Origin of the sequence: Mesorhizobium sp. L2C084A000 (assembly GCF_000502875.1) — a bacterium.
GTDB lineage: Bacteria > Pseudomonadota > Alphaproteobacteria > Rhizobiales > Rhizobiaceae > Mesorhizobium.
In genome coordinates, this window is record NZ_AYWX01000003.1 from 433793 (window position 1) to 450110 (window position 16318).

Annotated in this window: 14 protein-coding genes; 8 read left to right on the forward strand and 6 right to left on the reverse strand. The window is 63.1% G+C overall.

The features are described from left to right. Positions 1-207: 207 nt before the first annotated feature. Together X735_RS154990 and gltX are read left to right on the forward strand one after the other, a co-directional pair. Complete coding sequence (locus X735_RS154990) at positions 208-1413, forward strand: hypothetical protein (RefSeq protein ID WP_245273191.1); 1206 nt, start codon at positions 208-210, stop codon at positions 1411-1413. A gap of 186 nt (positions 1414-1599) precedes the next feature. Further along, positions 1600-2973 carry a glutamate--tRNA ligase gene (gltX, locus tag X735_RS154985; RefSeq protein ID WP_023810570.1) on the forward strand — a complete coding sequence of 458 codons (1374 nt, stop codon included), beginning with the start codon at positions 1600-1602 and terminating at the stop codon, positions 2971-2973. On the opposite strand, the gene X735_RS154980 is transcribed toward gltX, so the two are convergent. The 3 genes from X735_RS154980 to X735_RS154970 all read right to left on the reverse strand — a co-directional run bounded on the left by X735_RS154980 (position 2891) and on the right by X735_RS154970 (position 7477). Then, the gene (locus X735_RS154980) at positions 2891-4105 is read right to left on the reverse strand and encodes a DUF2865 domain-containing protein (protein ID WP_023810571.1); all 1215 of its coding nucleotides are present in this window, start codon (positions 4103-4105) and stop codon (positions 2891-2893) included. The two genes, gltX and X735_RS154980, sit on opposite strands and share 83 nt — an antisense overlap. A gap of 90 nt (positions 4106-4195) precedes the next feature. Beyond that, positions 4196-6520, reverse strand: coding sequence for an NADP-dependent malic enzyme (locus X735_RS154975; protein WP_023810572.1), 2325 nt, complete (start codon positions 6518-6520; stop codon positions 4196-4198). 177 nt (positions 6521-6697) lie between these two features. Next, positions 6698-7477, reverse strand: a complete 780-nt coding sequence (locus tag X735_RS154970; protein ID WP_023810574.1) for an SDR family oxidoreductase — start codon at positions 7475-7477, stop codon at positions 6698-6700. A gap of 118 nt (positions 7478-7595) precedes the next feature. Between X735_RS154970 and X735_RS154965 the strand changes: the two genes are divergently transcribed. Together X735_RS154965 and X735_RS154960 are read left to right on the forward strand one after the other, a co-directional pair. Next, complete coding sequence (locus X735_RS154965) at positions 7596-8411, forward strand: UDP-2,3-diacylglucosamine diphosphatase (RefSeq protein ID WP_023810575.1); 816 nt, start codon at positions 7596-7598, stop codon at positions 8409-8411. A gap of 124 nt (positions 8412-8535) precedes the next feature. Next, positions 8536-9750, forward strand: coding sequence for an MFS transporter (locus tag X735_RS154960; protein WP_023810576.1), 1215 nt, complete (start codon positions 8536-8538; stop codon positions 9748-9750). Here the strand turns inward: X735_RS154960 and dgcA are convergent. Then, complete coding sequence (gene dgcA, locus X735_RS154955) at positions 9721-10704, reverse strand: N-acetyl-D-Glu racemase DgcA (RefSeq protein ID WP_023810577.1); 984 nt, start codon at positions 10702-10704, stop codon at positions 9721-9723. The two genes, X735_RS154960 and dgcA, sit on opposite strands and share 30 nt — an antisense overlap. Positions 10705-10780: 76 nt before the next feature. Here dgcA and X735_RS154950 point away from each other — a divergent pair, with 76 nt between their 5' ends. From X735_RS154950 to X735_RS154935, 4 genes are read left to right on the forward strand one after another with little or no spacing between them, the layout of a single operon-like run. Then, the gene (locus X735_RS154950; RefSeq protein WP_023810578.1) at positions 10781-11968 is read left to right on the forward strand and encodes an ABC transporter permease; all 1188 of its coding nucleotides are present in this window, start codon (positions 10781-10783) and stop codon (positions 11966-11968) included. Position 11969: 1 nt separating this feature from the next. Further along, positions 11970-12791: an ABC transporter ATP-binding protein gene (locus X735_RS154945; protein ID WP_013531884.1), complete on the forward strand. Its 822-nt coding sequence runs from the start codon at positions 11970-11972 to the stop codon at positions 12789-12791. Positions 12792-12805: 14 nt separating this feature from the next. After that, complete coding sequence (locus X735_RS154940; RefSeq protein WP_023810579.1) at positions 12806-14179, forward strand: MlaD family protein; 1374 nt, start codon at positions 12806-12808, stop codon at positions 14177-14179. Continuing rightward, positions 14160-14867, forward strand: a complete 708-nt coding sequence (locus X735_RS154935) for an ABC-type transport auxiliary lipoprotein family protein (RefSeq protein WP_032909020.1) — start codon at positions 14160-14162, stop codon at positions 14865-14867. Before X735_RS154940 ends, X735_RS154935 begins: the two co-directional genes overlap by 20 nt. A gap of 51 nt (positions 14868-14918) precedes the next feature. On the opposite strand, the gene X735_RS154930 is transcribed toward X735_RS154935, so the two are convergent. Then, positions 14919-15533, reverse strand: coding sequence for a 3'-5' exonuclease (locus X735_RS154930; protein ID WP_023810581.1), 615 nt, complete (start codon positions 15531-15533; stop codon positions 14919-14921). A gap of 185 nt (positions 15534-15718) precedes the next feature. Beyond that, on the reverse strand, positions 15719-16318 hold a 600-nt coding region (locus X735_RS0134030; RefSeq protein ID WP_155930572.1), incomplete at its 5' end, for a hypothetical protein.

Genomic DNA, 16318 nt, shown 5'->3' on the forward strand with positions numbered 1-16318 from the left:
CGGAGGCCGCTTCTGTCCGGCACGGTCAGCCCAGCGGGCTGGACCAGGGCATGCGATCGCAGGGCCGCGGCCAACCCGCCGATCAGCGCCGTGATGCTGGCCGACTTGATTTGCCTGTGAAGTCCTGTCCGGATAGTAAGTCTTGAGACCTCTGTTCATCATACCGACCGAGATACGTTGTTTCTACCATTGGTTGATATATATCCGATGGAGAGCAACCTACGGACGTTCTTCACGATGCATCTTTCTGCGAATGCCGAGGAAAAGTTGGCTGCGCCGTCAGTGCTGGAATCTCAGCATGGCTCGGTTCGTCCGCTGGCTGCCGAAGATCTCGAGCGCGTCGCCGCACTCTTCCTGACGAAGTTTCGCCGCCGCCGCCGCCACCTCCTCGATCGCGCGATCGCCGAGACGGCCGCGTATATGAGAGAGATTTATCTCGACCCTGCCGGCCAGTCCGGGGAAAGCAACGCTCTTGTCCAGATCAATCGGCACGGTCGTCTGGGTGGGTTCCTCGGCGTTCTGAAAGCCCGCTACGAGCTCAATGGAGCGGCATTGAATGCGGCGATCATCGGGCCGCTCATGGCCGACCCCGGCACCGATGACGGCTCGGCCGGACCCCAATTGCTGCGTGCCTTGCATCAAGGCGAATTCGATCTGCAACTGACCGATTCGGCCAACCGGACATCCTTGGCCTTCGCGCGCCCGATGAAGTACCAACTCCTTCCGGTGCATTGTCTGGGATGGACATATGTTTTCCGGCCGGCGGCGATGGCCGCCTCCGCACTGCACCGTAAATGGCCTGGCCTGCCTCGCCTTGTACTCGATCCATGCGCGAGAGCATTCGATGCTCTCGCGAAGAAAAGGTTCGAGCCCCCCGTCCTCCATTCATCGTCACATCGCACCCACCGTGAGCCGATCGATGCCGTGCAATTTGCCGAGAAGCTGCCGACTCTCCTGTCTGGTTACGCTCTTCGGCCGAGTTGGAAGGATGGGGAACTGCCACGGCTGCTTGCGCTGGCGGCCGAGAAGCGGGCCGACGGCCCCCTTCATTTCGGTGGGATCTACGACGAAACGGGCAAAATGCTCGGTTGTCATGCCTTCTATGGTCAGGCCGGCGGCATGGCGAACCTGTTGCAGATCCAGGCATCCGCACCGCACTGGGGCGCGACTCTGGATGCGCTTGTCGCCGCCGCATGGGAGATGGGCTGCGTGGGCATCACCGGACAGACGCAGACCAGATTCATACCTCAACTCTTTGGCTACAAGAATGTCTTCTTCCGCTATGCCGGGGGAACGATGGTCCGCTCGCGCATCGCCGAGGTCACGGAAGCGGTCCGCTCCGGCGACATTTTTATCGGTGGATTGGTGGGCGACCGCTGGACCCGCCTCAGTTCCGATGATTTCGGCCGCTGATCGCCTTCAACCGGTCGTCGGCCCCAGCGGCTGGCTACGCTTGGGTCACAAAGGCCGCCTCCGGACTGCGCGCCTCCTGAGGCGTCCACCGCCCGGTCTTTTCATTCCAGCCGCCATGTTCTATGTCTGCCGGGCAACGCGGGGGCGCGTCTTGTCAACCACAAAAGCATCCGGTACGCCCCGTTCATGACAGTTACCGTTCGTTTCGCCCCGTCGCCGACCGGCCGCATTCATATCGGCAATGCGCGCACGGCCCTGTTCAACTGGCTGTTCGCCATGAACAACAAGGGCCGATTCATCCAGCGCTTCGACGACACCGACATTGCGCGCTCGAAGCAGGAGTTTTCCGACGCCATCCTCTATGACCTGCATTGGCTGGGCATTTTTCCCGACGCCACCGAGTACCAGTCGCGGCGCTTCGAAGTCTATGACGCGGCGGTCGAGAGGCTGAAGACGGCAGGCGTTCTCTATGCCTGCTACGAAACGCCGGAGGAACTCGATCTCAGGCGCAAGGTGCGCCGCACGCGCGGCCTGCCGCCGGTCTATGGCCGCGAGGCGCTGACACTGACGCAAGAGCAGATCGACGAGTACCAGGCCGATGGCCGCCGGCCGCACTGGCGGTTTCTCCTCCCCAATTTCTCAGGCGATCCACAACAGCCGGAACGCACCGAAATCCACTGGAACGACCTGGTACGCGGTGAGGAAACCGTCGATCTGGCCTCGCTTTCCGACCCGGTCCTGGTGCGCGAGGACGGCACCTATCTCTATACGCTGCCTTCCGTGGTCGACGACATTGAGATGGGCGTCAGCCATGTCATCCGCGGCGACGATCATGTCACCAACACCGGCGTGCAGATCGCCCTGTTCCAGGCTCTGGATGCCGAGCCGCCAGTGTTCGGCCACCATAATCTCCTGACCACCGCATCGGGCGAGGGCTTGTCTAAGCGCACCGGCGCGCTCTCCATCGAGAGCCTGCGCGAGGACGGCATCGAGCCGATGGCCGTCGCATCATTGGCCGTTCTGGTAGGCACTTCGGAGAATGTCGCAGCGATGCCGACGATGGGCGAACTCGCCGAACGCTTCGATCCGGCGGCGACATCGAAATCCGCGGCCAAGTTCGATCCGGACGAGCTGTTCGTACTCAACCGGTCGCTGCTGCACCACATGCCGTTCGCCGAGGCACAAGACCGTCTGATCGTGCTCGGCGTCTCCGGCGAGCAGGCCGAACCGTTCTGGCTGGCGGTGCGCGGCAATCTCGACAGGCTGGCCGATGCGGTCAATTGGTGGCGCATCCTGCGCGAAGGGCCTCAGGAGACGCCGGAATTTTCCGATGAGGACCGCGACTTTCTTCGACAGGCGTTCGACCTGTTGCCGGAGGAACCCTGGACCGCGACGATCTGGAAGGACTGGACGGGCAAGATCAGGGAAGCGACCGGCCGCAAGGGCAAGGCGTTGTTCATGCCGCTCAGAACAGCCCTTACCGGACTGCCTTCGGGGCCGGAGCTTGCAGATCTATTGCCGCTGATGGGTCGGGAAGGAACGTTGGCCCGACGACCCTGACCTTCCGCTGTTCCGGCGGCAAGGCTGATATCGGCGACGTCACCGGCTTGGCGGAAACCCGCTTGATCGTCTCGCGGTCGAGCCCGCCTTCCTGATTGGCCAGCGTTTCGGGATCGGCACCTGGATCCGGTTTGGAGATCGGCACCGGAATGAACGGTGCGGAGTCCGTCTCGGGTTGCAACTGTTCCGGATTCGGCGGGTTGCCGGCGATGATCTGAAAACCCTGCGCGGCGGCGTTGCAGCCGCAAGCCGGCGGCCGCGACATATCGGGCTGCTTGTAGAGATAGGCGGTCGGCAATTCACTGTAGGGCCGGCCGGTGATAGATGACGTCATCGAGGCCGAATCGTCGCCCATGCCGCGCGAGTAGAAAACCTGCATTTCGGTGCCGGGGCAGCTCGATTCGCAATTCTTCTGGTCACGTTCGAAATCGCCAGCCGAGGCTGAGTTCGACATCGGGAAGAAGTAACCGTCGCAGGTGCGCACACAGGAGGTGTGGAACTCACCGCCGACGCTCGGAAAATCGGGTATGCCGGGCTGGTTGAGCACCCGGCGGACATTGCGCTCCTCGCCTGGATCGTCGGGCGGGCTAGGCTCATCAAGCATATCGAGTTGCTGGCTGTTGCCGCCAAAAAGCTGATTGAACAGGTTTGCGCTGCCGCCGTCGCGGTTGGCTTCCTGCAAAGGCGTCCGCCGAGGCGCTACGATGTCGTCGCGGCAGCCATTGGCGTCAAGCGCCGCCAGGATGCGTCCGCGGTCGCGGCGAGAGCCGCCGCCGGCCAGCCGCTCGCGCTTGTTCTGCAAGGCGTCGAGATTGGCATTCATGCGGTCGATCGTGGCGTTGAGTCCGGCGCATTGATTGAGGTTGCGACCAAACAGCGAAAAACCGCACCCGGCCCGGCTCGCCTGGCTGCGAGCCTTCGAAATCTGTTCATGCTGCCTGGCAATTGCGGAATCGTATTTCCGGATCAGCGCCGGACCGCCACCGCCGCCGCGCGAGGACGCGGCAAGATCGGCTTCCAGCTGGCGGCAGACCCGCGAAGCAGCCTGTGGCTCGGCCACCCCCCAGGTTGCAGACAACAGGAGGCCAAGCAGCACGGCAGCATGCGCCTGCTTCCACCCTCCGCTTGCCATCCGCCCAAACTCCGCCTGCCAAATCCCGACTGTTAGCCCCGCAAGGCTACCGTGTTCGCGGTTAACTGCAGTTTACCGCGAAATCCGTGTTCAGCCCAGATTGACGACCGCCTGTGCCTTGTGGGCGGCTTCGACCACGGCAAGCGCCGTCATGTTGACGACGCCGCGCGAGGTGACGGACGGCGTTAATATATGCGCCGGCATGTCGGTGCCGAGCAGGATCGGCCCGACGTGTAGCGCATCCGTCATGGTTCTGAGCGCCGTCAGCGTGATGTTGGCCGAATCGAGGTTGGGGAACACCAGCAAATTGGCTTCGCCCTTCAGCCTCGAATGGGGATACACGCGCTGGCGCAGGTGCTCCGACAGAGCAGTGTCCGCATGCATCTCGCCATCGCATTCAAGGTCAGGCGCGATGCGCGCCAGGATCGCCGCTGCTTGCCGCATCTTCAGGGCACTGGGCGAATCGCGCGAGCCGAAATCGGAATGCGACAAGAGCGCTGCCTTAGGCTCGATGCCGAAGCGCTGGATTTCTTCCGCCGCCAGCACGGTCATTTCGGCGATTTCTTCCGCCGTCGGGTCGACGGAGACGTGGGTGTCGGTCAGGAAGATGATGCCGCGCTGCGAGATCAGCATGGAAAGCGTCGACAGGTCGTGGTCCTTGATGCCGGCGCGGGGGCCGATGATCAAGGTGACGTTGCGCAGATGCCGCTCGAAGCGGCCTTCGAGGCCGCAGACCATGGCATCGGCATCGCCGCGCTTCAGCGCAATCGCTGCGATTACCGTGTTGTCGGTGCGCACCATGGTGCGCGCGGCCTCCGTCGTCACGCCACGCCGGCCGGCGAGTTCGATCAAAAGGTCGACATAATGGCGGTAGCGCGGATCGTCTTCCGGGTTGATCAGGCCGAAATCGACACCGGGCTTGATGCGCAAGCCGTAGCGCTTCAGGCGCACCTCGATGACGTGCGGGCGGCCGATCAGGATCGGCTCGGCGATGCCTTCCTCGAGCACCACCTGGGCGGCGCGCAACACGCGCTCATCCTCGCCGTCGGCATAGATGACGCGCTTGGCGCTCGATGCCTTGGCGGAGGAGAACACCGGCTTCATCACCAGGCCGGAGCGGAAGACGAAGCGGTTCAGCTTGTCGATATAGGCGGCGAAGTCGGTGATCGGCCTTGTCGCGACGCCGGTGTCGCAGGCTGCCTTGGCGACCGCGGGCGCTATGCGCAGGATCAGGCGCGGATCGAACGGCGAAGGAATCAGGAATTCAGGGCCGAAGATCGGCGTCTCGCCGGAATAGGCGCGGGCAGCGACGTCCGAAGGTTCCTCGCGGGCAAGGGCTGCGATGGCGCGGACCGCCGCCATCTTCATCTCCTCGTTGATAGCGCTGGCACCACAGTCGAGCGCGCCGCGAAAAATGTAAGGAAAACAAAGTACGTTGTTGACCTGATTGGGAAAATCGGAACGGCCTGTGCAGATCATCGCATCGGGGCGGGCGGCGCGTGCCGCCTCCGGCATGATCTCCGGATTGGGGTTGGCCAGCGCCAGGATCAGCGGCTTCGGTGCCATGTGCTGGAGCAGTTCCGGCTTCAGCACGCCTGCCGCCGACAAGCCGAGGAAGACATCGGCGCCCGATATGACGTCGGCCAGCGTGCGCGCCTCGGTGTCCTTCACATAAGGGTCTTTCCAGCGGTCCATCTCGTCGGTCCGCCCTTTGTAGGCAACGCCGAAACGGTCGGTGACCCAGATGTTTTCGACCTTGGCGCCGAGCGAGACCAGCAGGTTGAGACAAGCAAGGGCGGCAGCCCCGGCGCCGGAGGTGACGATCTTGATTTCAGATATGGTTTTTCCGGCGAATTCCAGCCCGTTGAGCACGGCGGCGGCGACGATGATGGCGGTGCCGTGCTGGTCGTCGTGAAACACCGGTATCTTCATGCGCGCCTTCAGCTGTTCCTCGACCTCGAAGCATTCCGGTGCCTTGATGTCCTCGAGGTTGATGCCGCCGAAGGTCGGCTCCAGCGCCGAGATCGTCTCGACCATGCGCTCAATACCGGGCGCGTCGATCTCTATGTCGAAGACATCGATGCCGGCGAACTTCTTGAACAGGACGGCCTTGCCTTCCATGACCGGTTTGGAGGCCAGCGGGCCGATATTGCCGAGGCCGAGAACGGCCGATCCGTTGGTGACGACGCCGACCAGATTGGCGCGCGCGGTATAATCGGCGGCGGTCGCCGGGTCGTCGCGGATTTCCAGGCAAGGGGCGGCGACGCCAGGCGAATAGGCGAGCGCGAGGTCGCGCTGATTGCCGAGCGGCTTGGTCGCCTGTATCTCGAGTTTTCCCGGCCTTGGGTGCTTGTGGAAGTAGAGGGCGGCTTCGTCGAGGTCCGAACGTGCCGTCTTTTTGCTCTCGCCTTCCATGCGGCCGCTCCCTCGAATTCTGGCTGGAGATTCCCTTTTAGCATGCAGCCGTGGTTTTTCGCGACGCTAATTGACGCGCCGAGAGCTTTACCCGGCGGCGCGTCGAAAGCCACAATTAATCAGATGCTTATCTTGATTTTCTGACAGACGATTCCTGCAGTTTCACGGACAAGTTGATCAGAATGCGCTGACGTAGAGACCACCATCGACCGGTATGTTCTGCCCGGTCAGATAGCCGGCATGGACCGAGCACAGGAAGGCGCAGATCTGGCCGAATTCCTCCGGCGTACCGAGCCGCTTGGCCGGAACGTCGGCGCTGATGCGGGTCTTGCGCGCGGCTGCGGCCTCAGGGCTTTCGACACTGCCGGCTTCATGCGGGCCGCGCAGCCGGTCGGTGTCGAGCTTGCCCGGCAAAAGACTGTTGATGGTCACGTTGCGGTCGATCACCGTTCTGGCCACGCCGGCAAGAAACGAGGTCAGGCCGGCGCGCGCGCCGGACGAGAGATCAAGGCCGGGAATGGGCACATAGACCGACAGCGAGGTGATGTTGACGATGCGGCCGAAGCCGCGCGCCGCCATGCCGTCGAGGACAGCCTGGACCAGCTCGATCGGCGTCACCATGTTCTGGGTAACGCCTTCGAGGATCTTTTCGCGATCAAGCGTACGGAAATCGCGAAGCGGCGGGCCGCCATTGTTGTTGACGAGGATGTCCGGCTCGGGGCAAGCTGCGAGCAGCGCCTTCTGCACCTCCGGCTTCGAAACGTCGCCAACGACTTCCGTCACCGTGACGCCATAGCGCTCGCGCAACTCAGCGGCGGTTTTCGCCACCAGTTCGGCGTTGCGCCCGTTGACCACGACATCGCAGCCGGCCTCGGCCAGCGCCATGGCGCAACCGAGCCCAAGTCCCTTGCTCGAAGCGCAGACGATGGCCTTCTTTCCGCGGATACCAAGATCCATGACGATTTCTCCTGTGATTTGGCCGGCAGGCTAGTCCTTCGGCTGGACCAATCGCAACCGTCATACGGTTGTTGCATGAATCGGGGCATAGGCTCGCGAAAGCAACGGTGAAATCGCGATGTCCGGCCAAGAGCCCCGCACTTTCCGCAGCATGTTCATTTCCGACGTCCATCTGGGCTCGAAGGCGGCCAAGGCCGAGTTCCTGATCGATTTCCTTCGATATCACGATGCCGATATCATCTATCTGGTGGGCGACATCGTCGACGGCTGGCGGCTGCGACGGAGCTGGCATTGGCCGCAAAGCCACAATGACGTCGTGCAGAAACTGCTGCGCAAGGCGCGCAAGGGCGCCAACATCACCTACATCGCTGGCAACCATGACGAGTTCGCCCGCCAGTTCCAGGGCGTGCATTTCGGCGGCATCGTCGTCGCCGACAGCGCCATCCACGAGACCGCCGACGGCAAGCGCCTGCTCGTCATCCATGGCGACCAGTTCGACACCGTCGTCCACAATGCGCGCTGGCTCGCCTATCTCGGCGACCATGCCTATGACGCGGCCATGCTGGTCAATCGCGTGGTGACGCGGCTGCGGCAACTGCTCGGCCTGCCGTATTGGTCGTTTTCGTCCTGGGCCAAGCACAACGTCAAGAAGGCGGTGAACTTCATCGGCTCGTTCCAGACCATGCTTGCGGACGAGGCGCGCCGCTCGCATGTCGACGGCGTCATCTGCGGCCACATCCATCATGCCGTCATCGAGAATTTTGGCGATGTCCAGTACATCAACACCGGCGACTGGGTGGAAAGTTGTACGGCCGTGGTCGAGCATTTTGACGGCCGCATGGAAATTCTGACCTGGGCGCAGGTGCTGCCCGAAGCGCCGGACGAGCCCTTTATCCCGTTGCTCATCGAAGATCGGGTAGGGCAGGCGGCATAGTCCGAAGTCTTTTCGGGCTTCGGAATCAATCAATTAGTCCAACCGGTTTCGTCCGATTTTCGTCCATGTTAAGGGATCGACACGCGTTGCCGTCCGGTCGAATACAGCGCGATTGGATCGATTCATGGCCCTGCCGCAGCTCTCGTCCGAACAACTCGTCAAGCCGCGCCATTTCGAACTGCGCATGAGCCTGATCTTCGCGACGCTGTACGTGCCGCTCGGAACGCATTTGCCTTATTTTCCACTGTGGCTGCAGGCCAAGGGTTTTCACGCCGAGCAGATCGCCGTCATTCTGGCGGCGCCGATGTTCCTGCGCGTGGTGACGACGCCGTTACTGACCGCGCTGGCCGACCGTGCCAGGGACCGCGCCGATGTCTATGTCGCGCTGATGGCTGCATCACTGCTCTTGTCGGCAGGCTATTTCCTGCCGCCGACCTATGCGATGGTGCTGGCGGTCTCATTGGCGCTGACCATTGTCTGGACGCCGCATTCGCCGATCGCCGATTCGCTGGCGCTTTCGGGTGTCCGCCGCTTCGGTTCGAACTACACAAGCATGCGCAAATGGGGCTCGATCTCCTATCTCTGCGCCAATGTCGCCGGCGGCTTCATTCTGTCGGCAACCGGTTCGCAGGCCGTTCCGGTTGTCATTCTGGCGGCGTTTGCCGCGGCCCTTGCCGCCGGCCTGCTGGCGCCGCGTCTAGGCCGTCCGCGGCGCGCCTCACCGCTGTCGGCCGCCGACATCCAGCATTCGGCGCCGAAGCTTCTCAACCCGTATTTCCTGTATTTTTCCGTCGGCGTCGGCGTCATCACCGCCAGCCACGCATTCCTCTACGGTTTCGTCTCCATCTATTGGAAATCGATCGGCATCAGTGATTCGGTTGTCGGTCTCTTATGGGCTTGGGGTGTGGTGTCGGAAGTCTGCATGTTCATGATGTTCACCCGCTTTTTTGACCGGTTCTCCGTCGTGTCGATCATGGTGATGGCGGGGATCGGCTCCATCGTGCGCTGGATCGCCTTTCCGCTGGTCTGGCCGCTCGGCCTCGGCATTCCCGGTTTCTTCGGTGTCCAGTCGCTGCACTCGGTCTCGGTGGCGCTTGGGCTGATCGGCCTGCAGAAGATGATCGGCGAAACCGTCTCCGAGGAGCGGACAGGTGCCGCGCAAGGCATTGCCTATTTCTCCAACGGCTTCTTCATGGCGGTGGTGACGCTGGCGTCCGGCCCGCTCTACGACCGTCTCGGCGTGGACGGCTTCTTTGCCATGATCCCGATCGCCTTGATCGGGCTGGTGCTCATCGGGCTTGCTGCGCGCTCAGCCCCACAGCGCCACATCGGGCGGTGACACCAGCGATCCCTGGTAGATAAGGCCCGGTACCCGGTCGCGGGCAAGCAGCAGCGGACCGTCGAGGTCGACGAAATCGGCATGCTGGGCAAGCAGCACCGCTGGCGCCATCGCCAGTGACGTGCCGACCATGCAGCCGACCATCACGCCGAAACCGAGTTCGCGGGCGCGATCGCGCAGCACCAGTGCCGCAGTCAGGCCTCCCGACTTGTCGAGCTTGATGTTGACGGCATCGTAGAGACCGACAAGCGCTTCGAGATTCTCAGCCTCATGCACGCTTTCATCGGCGCAGATCGGCACGGGATGGGCGATATGGCGCAGGATCTCGTCACGACCGGCCGGCAGCGGCTGTTCGATCAGCGCGATGCCTTGTTCGGCGGCAAAGGCGAGGTTCGCAACGATGTTGTCGTCGCTCCAGCCCTCATTGGCGTCGAGGATGATGCGGCTGTCTGGCGCTGCCTGCCTGACCGCGCGGATGCGGGCAATGTCGTTGTCGCCACCGATCTTGACCTTGAGCAGCGGCCGCGCGGCATTGGCGCGGGCCTGCGCCGCCATCGCCTCCGGCTCGCCCAGCGACAGCGTGTAGGCGGTTTCGAGCGCCTGCAAGGGAAGAGCACCTATCGCGACTGCTACCGAGGTTCCGCTGAGCTTTGCCTCCAGATCCCACAGGGCGCAGTCTATGGCGTTGCGGGCGGCTCCGGCCGGCATAGCATCGAGCAAGGCTGTCCGGCTGATGCCAGCGGCGATTCGGCCGCGCATGGCCTCGATCGCGTCGCGCACGCCCTCCATGGTCTCGCCATAGCGCTTGTAGGGGACACATTCGCCGCGGCCGAAGTGGCCGCCGTCGCCGATCGTGCAGGAGATCACCTCGGCTTCGGTCTTGGAACCGCGCGAAATGGTGAAGGTTCCGGCGATGGGAAAACGCTCGGCCTCGACCGAAATGACACGCGCCATATTTTTCTGCTCCTGCTATGCGACAACCGTTGTCGGCAAATCGACAGGTCAGACCCGTCAGGCTAAACAGGACGCCATGTTGACCATCGGCAAGCGCGACGCAAGCGGCACGACCGCAGGGGAGGCTGACCACGAACCGCGCGTGGCGATCGGCGAGGAGGATGGCGTTCTTGGCTGCGCTTTCTCCGGAATCTGGACCACAAGGACCGTCGCGCTCATCGACGCCGACATGCGCAAGATCGAAAAGCGAAGCGGCTTCAAAACCTTGGCGCTCGATGTTTCCAAGATCGAGAAGATGGACACCGCCGGCGCCTGGCTGATCGACCGGCTGGTCAGCGCCTTCGAGAAGAAGGGCGTCGAGATCCAGATGCAAGGCCAGAGCGAGATCGCTTCGATCCTGCTCGAAGCTGTCGGCGAGGCCGTGCGGCGCGAACCCGAATCCGGCCCGGCGCGACCGCCCAACATCGTTATTCGCGCGCTGGAGGCGGTTGGCCGCCGGGTCTACGAGATGCGCGACGATTTTCTCGCCTCGATGAACATCCTCGGCGCCACCATCCGTGGCGCGCAGATGAAGCTCGGCCGTGGCCATGCCGTCAACCCGGCGGCGATTTTCAACCAGATCGACCGCATGGGCGTCGGCGCCATTCCGGTGGTGGTGCTGATGTCGGCGATCGTCGGCGCCATCGTTGCCCAGCAAGGCGCCTATCAGCTCAGCTATTTCGGCGCCGATATCTTCGTCGTCGACCTGGTCGGTGTGCTGATCCTGCGCGAACTCGGCGTGCTGATGACGGCAATCATGATCGCCGGCCGCTCCGGCAGCGCGATCACCGCCGAGATCGGCTCGATGAAGATGCGCGAGGAGGTCGACGCGCTGAAAGTCATCGGGCTCAACCCGATCGGCGTCCTGGTCTTTCCGCGGCTCGTGGCGCTGGTCATCGCCTTGCCGTGCCTGACCATCATCGCCAATTTCGCCGCACTCGGCGGCGGCATACTGGCTGCCTGGCTCTATTCCGACATCCCGCCCGCCGCCTTCATCGACCGGCTGCGCGTCGCCATCGATCTCAGCACCATCTTTGCCGGCCTGATCAAGGCGCCGTTCATGGCCATGATCATCGGCACGATTGCCTCGGTCGAAGGCATGAAGGTCGGCGGCAGCGCCGAATCGCTCGGCCAGCATGTTACCGCTTCGGTTGTGAAGTCGATCTTCGTCGTCATCATCCTCGACGGACTTTTCGCCATGTTCTACGCAGCGATCGAGTTCTGAGATGAAGCTGCGAAACAGGAAAAGGGCAGGCGCATTGGCTGATGACGCGGGTGAGGGCGACATCGTGCTATCCGCGCACGACATCAGCGTGTCCTTCGCCGACAAGCTTATCCTCGACAGACTGTCGCTCGACATAAGGCGCGGCGAAATCCTTGGATTTGTCGGCGCCTCGGGTGCCGGTAAATCCGTTCTGCTGCGCACCATTCTCGGCCTGACGCGCAAGCAGTCGGGTACGATCAAGCTGTTCGGCGTCGATATCGAGAAAGCTGATGATGCCGAGCGTCTGCGCATCGACATGCGGCTTGGCGTGCTGTTCCAGCACGGCGCGCTGTTCTCGGCGCTGACAGTGCTGGAAAACGTCCAGGTGCCGATGCGCGAATATCTCGACCTGCCGCGAAAGCTGATGGACGAACTGGCGATGCTCAAGATCGAGCTGGTCGGGCTGCCGCCCGATGCAGCGCAGAAATTCCCGTCCGAACTGTCCGGCGGCATGATCAAGCGCGCCGCGCTGGCCCGGGCGCTCGCGCTCGATCCCGACATCGTCTTCCTCGACGAGCCGACATCGGGCCTCGATCCGATCAGCGCGGCGGAGTTCGACGAACTGGTGGTCAAGCTGCGCGATACTATGGATCTGACCGTCTACATGGTGACGCACGATCTCGACACGCTGTTCACCGCTTGCGACCGGGTGGCCGTGCTCGGCAAGAAGAAAGTGCTGGTCGAAGGCACCATAGACGACATGCTGAAGAGCGAGGAACCGTGGGTAAAGTCCTATTTCCGCGGAAAACGCGCCCGGCAACTTGATCTTGCGGCGCGCGCATAGCCATAAGTGGGACAATGGAAACCAGAGCCAACTACGTCATTGTCGGCATCTTCACGCTGGCCGCGATCCTGGCGGCGTTTGCCTTCGTCTACTGGACGGCGGCCATCGGCGACAGGGGCGAGACGACGTTGCTGCGCGTGCGCATTCCGGGCTCGGCATCCGGGCTTGGCCGCGGCAGTTTCGTGCTGTTCAACGGCGTCAAGGTCGGCGACGTCAAGCGCGTCTATATCGACGTCGACAATCCGACGGTTGCCATCGCCGATACCGAGATCGACCGCATGACGCCGATCACCAAATCGACGCAAGCCGATATCGGGCTTGCCGGCCTGACCGGGCAGGCCAACATCGAGCTCAAGGGCGCCGACCCCAAGGAAGTGAAACTCCTCGACCAAGCGGAAAAGGAAGGCAAGGTCGCCGAGATCGTCGCCAACCCGTCGGCGGTGACCAACCTCTTGCAGACGGCGCAGAATATCTTCACCCGCGCCGACAAGGTGCTGACCGAGCTCGAAGGCTTCACCAGGGACGTTCGCGGGCCGCTGACGCAGACCGTCCAGAATGTCCAGACCTTCTCCGATGCGCTGGCCAAGAATTCGGATGGCATCGACAAGTTCCTGTCCGCCGCCAGCACGCTGGCGGATGAGCTTAAAGGCGTTTCCGGCAAACTCGACGGCACGCTGAAAGCAGCCGAAGGCCTTCTCAACGCCGTCGACAAGGACAAGATCAAGAGCATCGTCGCCAATGTCGACGCGGTAACCGGTAACCTCAAGGAGACGTCGAAGCAGCTCGACGGCGTGATCAAGAACGTCGATACGGCCGTGGGGTCGGTCAACGATTTTACCAAACGGACGCAAGGCACGCTGGCCAAGGTCGACAACGTGCTCGACGGTATCGATCCCGCACAAGTGCGCTCGGCGCTCGCCAACATTCAAAAGGCCAGTGAGAGCGCCGACAAGGCCGCCGCCGACATCGCTGAGGTGACCCACAAGTTCGCCAACCGGGCCGACGACATCGACCAGACGATCAAGGATGCAAAGCAGCTCGCGCAACGGCTCAACGATGCCTCGGTGCGCGTCGATGGCATTCTTGCCAAGGTCGATACCTTGCTCGGGTCGGGCCAGGCCGACGGCGTGATGGCGGATGCCCGGGCGACGCTGAAGTCGTTCAAGCAGGTTGCCGACACGCTGAATGCCCGCCTTGGCGTCATCACCGACAATCTGGCGCGCTTCTCGGGACAGGGGCTTTCGAATGTCGAGGCTTTGGTGCAGGACAGCCGCCGTTCGATCAGCCGCATCGAAGAGGCGGTGACCGATCTCAGCCGCAATCCGCAGCGCATCCTTTCGGGTGGCGACGGCGAGGTTCGGCAATTCGATGGCAGGGCGCGGCGTTGACTTCGGCGACGGCGCGCCCCAGAAACATGAGCCGCGAAAACGGGTCGATCTTACGATCCGGGGACAACGGGGATCGCGCGTGAAGTCTGTGTGGGTGAAAACGGGCGGGTTGACTTCGGCTGCGGCACTGCTTGCCTTGACGTTGGCCGGCTGCGCGGCGTTGGGCGGCAAGCCCGCGCCGCTCGATACGTTCGAGTTGTCGGCGCCTTCGGTCGACGCGCATGGCCACAGCCGCCGGCAGATCCTGATCGCGCAGCCGTCGGCGCTCAAGGCGCTGGACAGCCAGAACATCGTCATCAAGCCGTCGGATCGCTCGATCCAGTATCTCAAGGGCGCGCAATGGGCCGACCGGCTGCCGCTGATCGTGCAGGCGCGGCTGGCCGAGACGTTCCAGCGCTCGGGCAGCTTTGCCGGCGTCGGCAAGCCGGGCGAGGGCCTGGCGATCGACTATCAGGTGATCGTCGAAATCCGGTCCTTCGAGGTGCGCGTCGAAGGCGGCGAGCATGCCGAGGTCGACCTGTTCGTGCGCATCCTGAACGATCGCAACGGCGAGGTCCGTGCCTCCAAGAGCTTCACCGCAGCCGCACCCGTCTCGGGCAGCGGCAATCCTGCCTATGTCAGCGCGCTCGACAAGGCGTTCGGCGACGCCGCCGGGCAGATCGTGAGCTGGACGGATTCGGTGATCTGAGCGCGGGGGCGCCGGAATCCCACAAAGCTTCATCCCTCCAGGCTTCTCTACCTACAAGCGGTCGAAGATTTTCGGGCGGAGCTTTCCGGTCTTCATCAGGTGCTGCAGGGTATAGGTGACGGACAGCGCGTCATCGAGCGCGTCGTGCCCCTGCAATGGCGGGTGTTCGACGCCGTAGTAATCGGCGAGCTTGTTGCTCGGCGTTCTCGCCAGATCCTCGATCGGCATTCCGGCCGCGATCAGCAGCTTGACGGCATTGTCAAACCGGGTGGCCGGGACCGGAGGCTGAATGCCCGCGACATAGCAACTGATGGCGATCATGTTCAATTCGTCCTTGCCCCAGGACCAGAATCGCGACCCTCCGGAAAAACGATCGACGTCGGCGAGCGCATCTCCTAGCGCCACGCCTTCGGTCTCCAGATCTTCCTCGGTGATGCCGGTCAGTTTGGTGAAGAACGGATCGAGGGCGTATCTCTGACCAAACCGGTCGACCGGTCTGATATAGGCTTTGTGTGTGCCGAGCAGGGGGAAGTCGCCTTCAAGTCCAAGCCTGACCGCACCGATCTGCGCGATCACCGGGTCGGGGTCGTGTGCCGCGCACCAGAATCGGCGTTGCGAGCCCTCCAGGCAAAGAAACTCGCAGTCGAATATGATTGCCGTCTTCACGATCACACCCTTCGAGCGTCAGGCAGCGGGTATTGTCGGTGGACTTCAGTGCGTCGGAAATCCGACTTGGGCAAGTCCCGAACGCGTCGATCGGCTTGCAAACGTGCTGCGGGCAGGTTCGGCGCGTGCCGGAGGTTCAGCGCAGTCACGGGCGGGACCATGGCCCCGCCTGTTCAATTCCTGTCTCAATGCAGGCGGCCGCTCGCATGGGCCAGCATGGTGTAGACCTTGCCGGTGTCCGACGTCAGGTAGGTCTGCGCCATGATGTTGTCACGGTCGTTGCGCGAGACATCCTTGAGCAGCTTCTCGAAATCGTCGCAGTAGCGGTCGACGGCGGCGCGGAACTCGGCCTCGGCCTGATACTTGCGACGAATCTCGTCGAACGTCTGCTGTCCCTTCAGCGTGTAGAGCCGCCGCGTGAACACGTCACGCTCGCCGCGTCGGTAGCGGTTCCACAGCTCGATCGAAGCATCGTGGTCGATGGCACGTGCGATATCGACGGAGAGCGAGTTCAGCGATTCCACGACATGCAGGGGCGAGCGCTGGGCAGGGGTAGCGCGCTGCGCTTCCACGGGGGCCGTAGGGCCTGCCGACCTGAGGTCCTCATCGTTCGATGCCGCGGTAAGCAGATCGCGCACCCATCCGCCCTGAGGCGTGCGGGCGCTGGCATCGCCGCGCGGACGCGGTGCCGCCTCGCCAGGACGCTCAAGGTCGAGCGTGCCTCGCAATGCAGGGCCGCCCAAGGGCGCCTGAGGCGTGCGCAGGTCCGGCTGCGGTGCCGGTGC

Bases quoted from the DNA above. Each gene is read 5' to 3' on its own strand.
- X735_RS154975 (WP_023810572.1), bottom strand. From the start codon at position 6,520: ATGGAAGGCGAGAGCAAAAAGACGGCACGTTCGGACCTCGACGAAGCC.
- X735_RS154935 (WP_032909020.1), top strand. From the start codon at position 14,160: ATGGCAGGGCGCGGCGTTGACTTCGGCGACGGCGCGCCCCAGAAACAT.
- gltX (WP_023810570.1), top strand. From the start codon at position 1,600: ATGACAGTTACCGTTCGTTTCGCCCCGTCGCCGACCGGCCGCATTCAT.
- X735_RS154940 (WP_023810579.1), top strand. From the start codon at position 12,806: ATGGAAACCAGAGCCAACTACGTCATTGTCGGCATCTTCACGCTGGCC.
- X735_RS154965 (WP_023810575.1), top strand. From the start codon at position 7,596: ATGTCCGGCCAAGAGCCCCGCACTTTCCGCAGCATGTTCATTTCCGAC.
- dgcA (WP_023810577.1), bottom strand. From the start codon at position 10,704: ATGGCGCGTGTCATTTCGGTCGAGGCCGAGCGTTTTCCCATCGCCGGA.
- X735_RS154945 (WP_013531884.1), top strand. From the start codon at position 11,970: ATGAAGCTGCGAAACAGGAAAAGGGCAGGCGCATTGGCTGATGACGCG.
- X735_RS154970 (WP_023810574.1), bottom strand. From the start codon at position 7,477: ATGGATCTTGGTATCCGCGGAAAGAAGGCCATCGTCTGCGCTTCGAGC.
- X735_RS154980 (WP_023810571.1), bottom strand. From the start codon at position 4,105: ATGGCAAGCGGAGGGTGGAAGCAGGCGCATGCTGCCGTGCTGCTTGGC.
- X735_RS154950 (WP_023810578.1), top strand. From the start codon at position 10,781: ATGTTGACCATCGGCAAGCGCGACGCAAGCGGCACGACCGCAGGGGAG.
- X735_RS154990 (WP_245273191.1), top strand. From the start codon at position 208: ATGGAGAGCAACCTACGGACGTTCTTCACGATGCATCTTTCTGCGAAT.
- X735_RS154960 (WP_023810576.1), top strand. From the start codon at position 8,536: ATGGCCCTGCCGCAGCTCTCGTCCGAACAACTCGTCAAGCCGCGCCAT.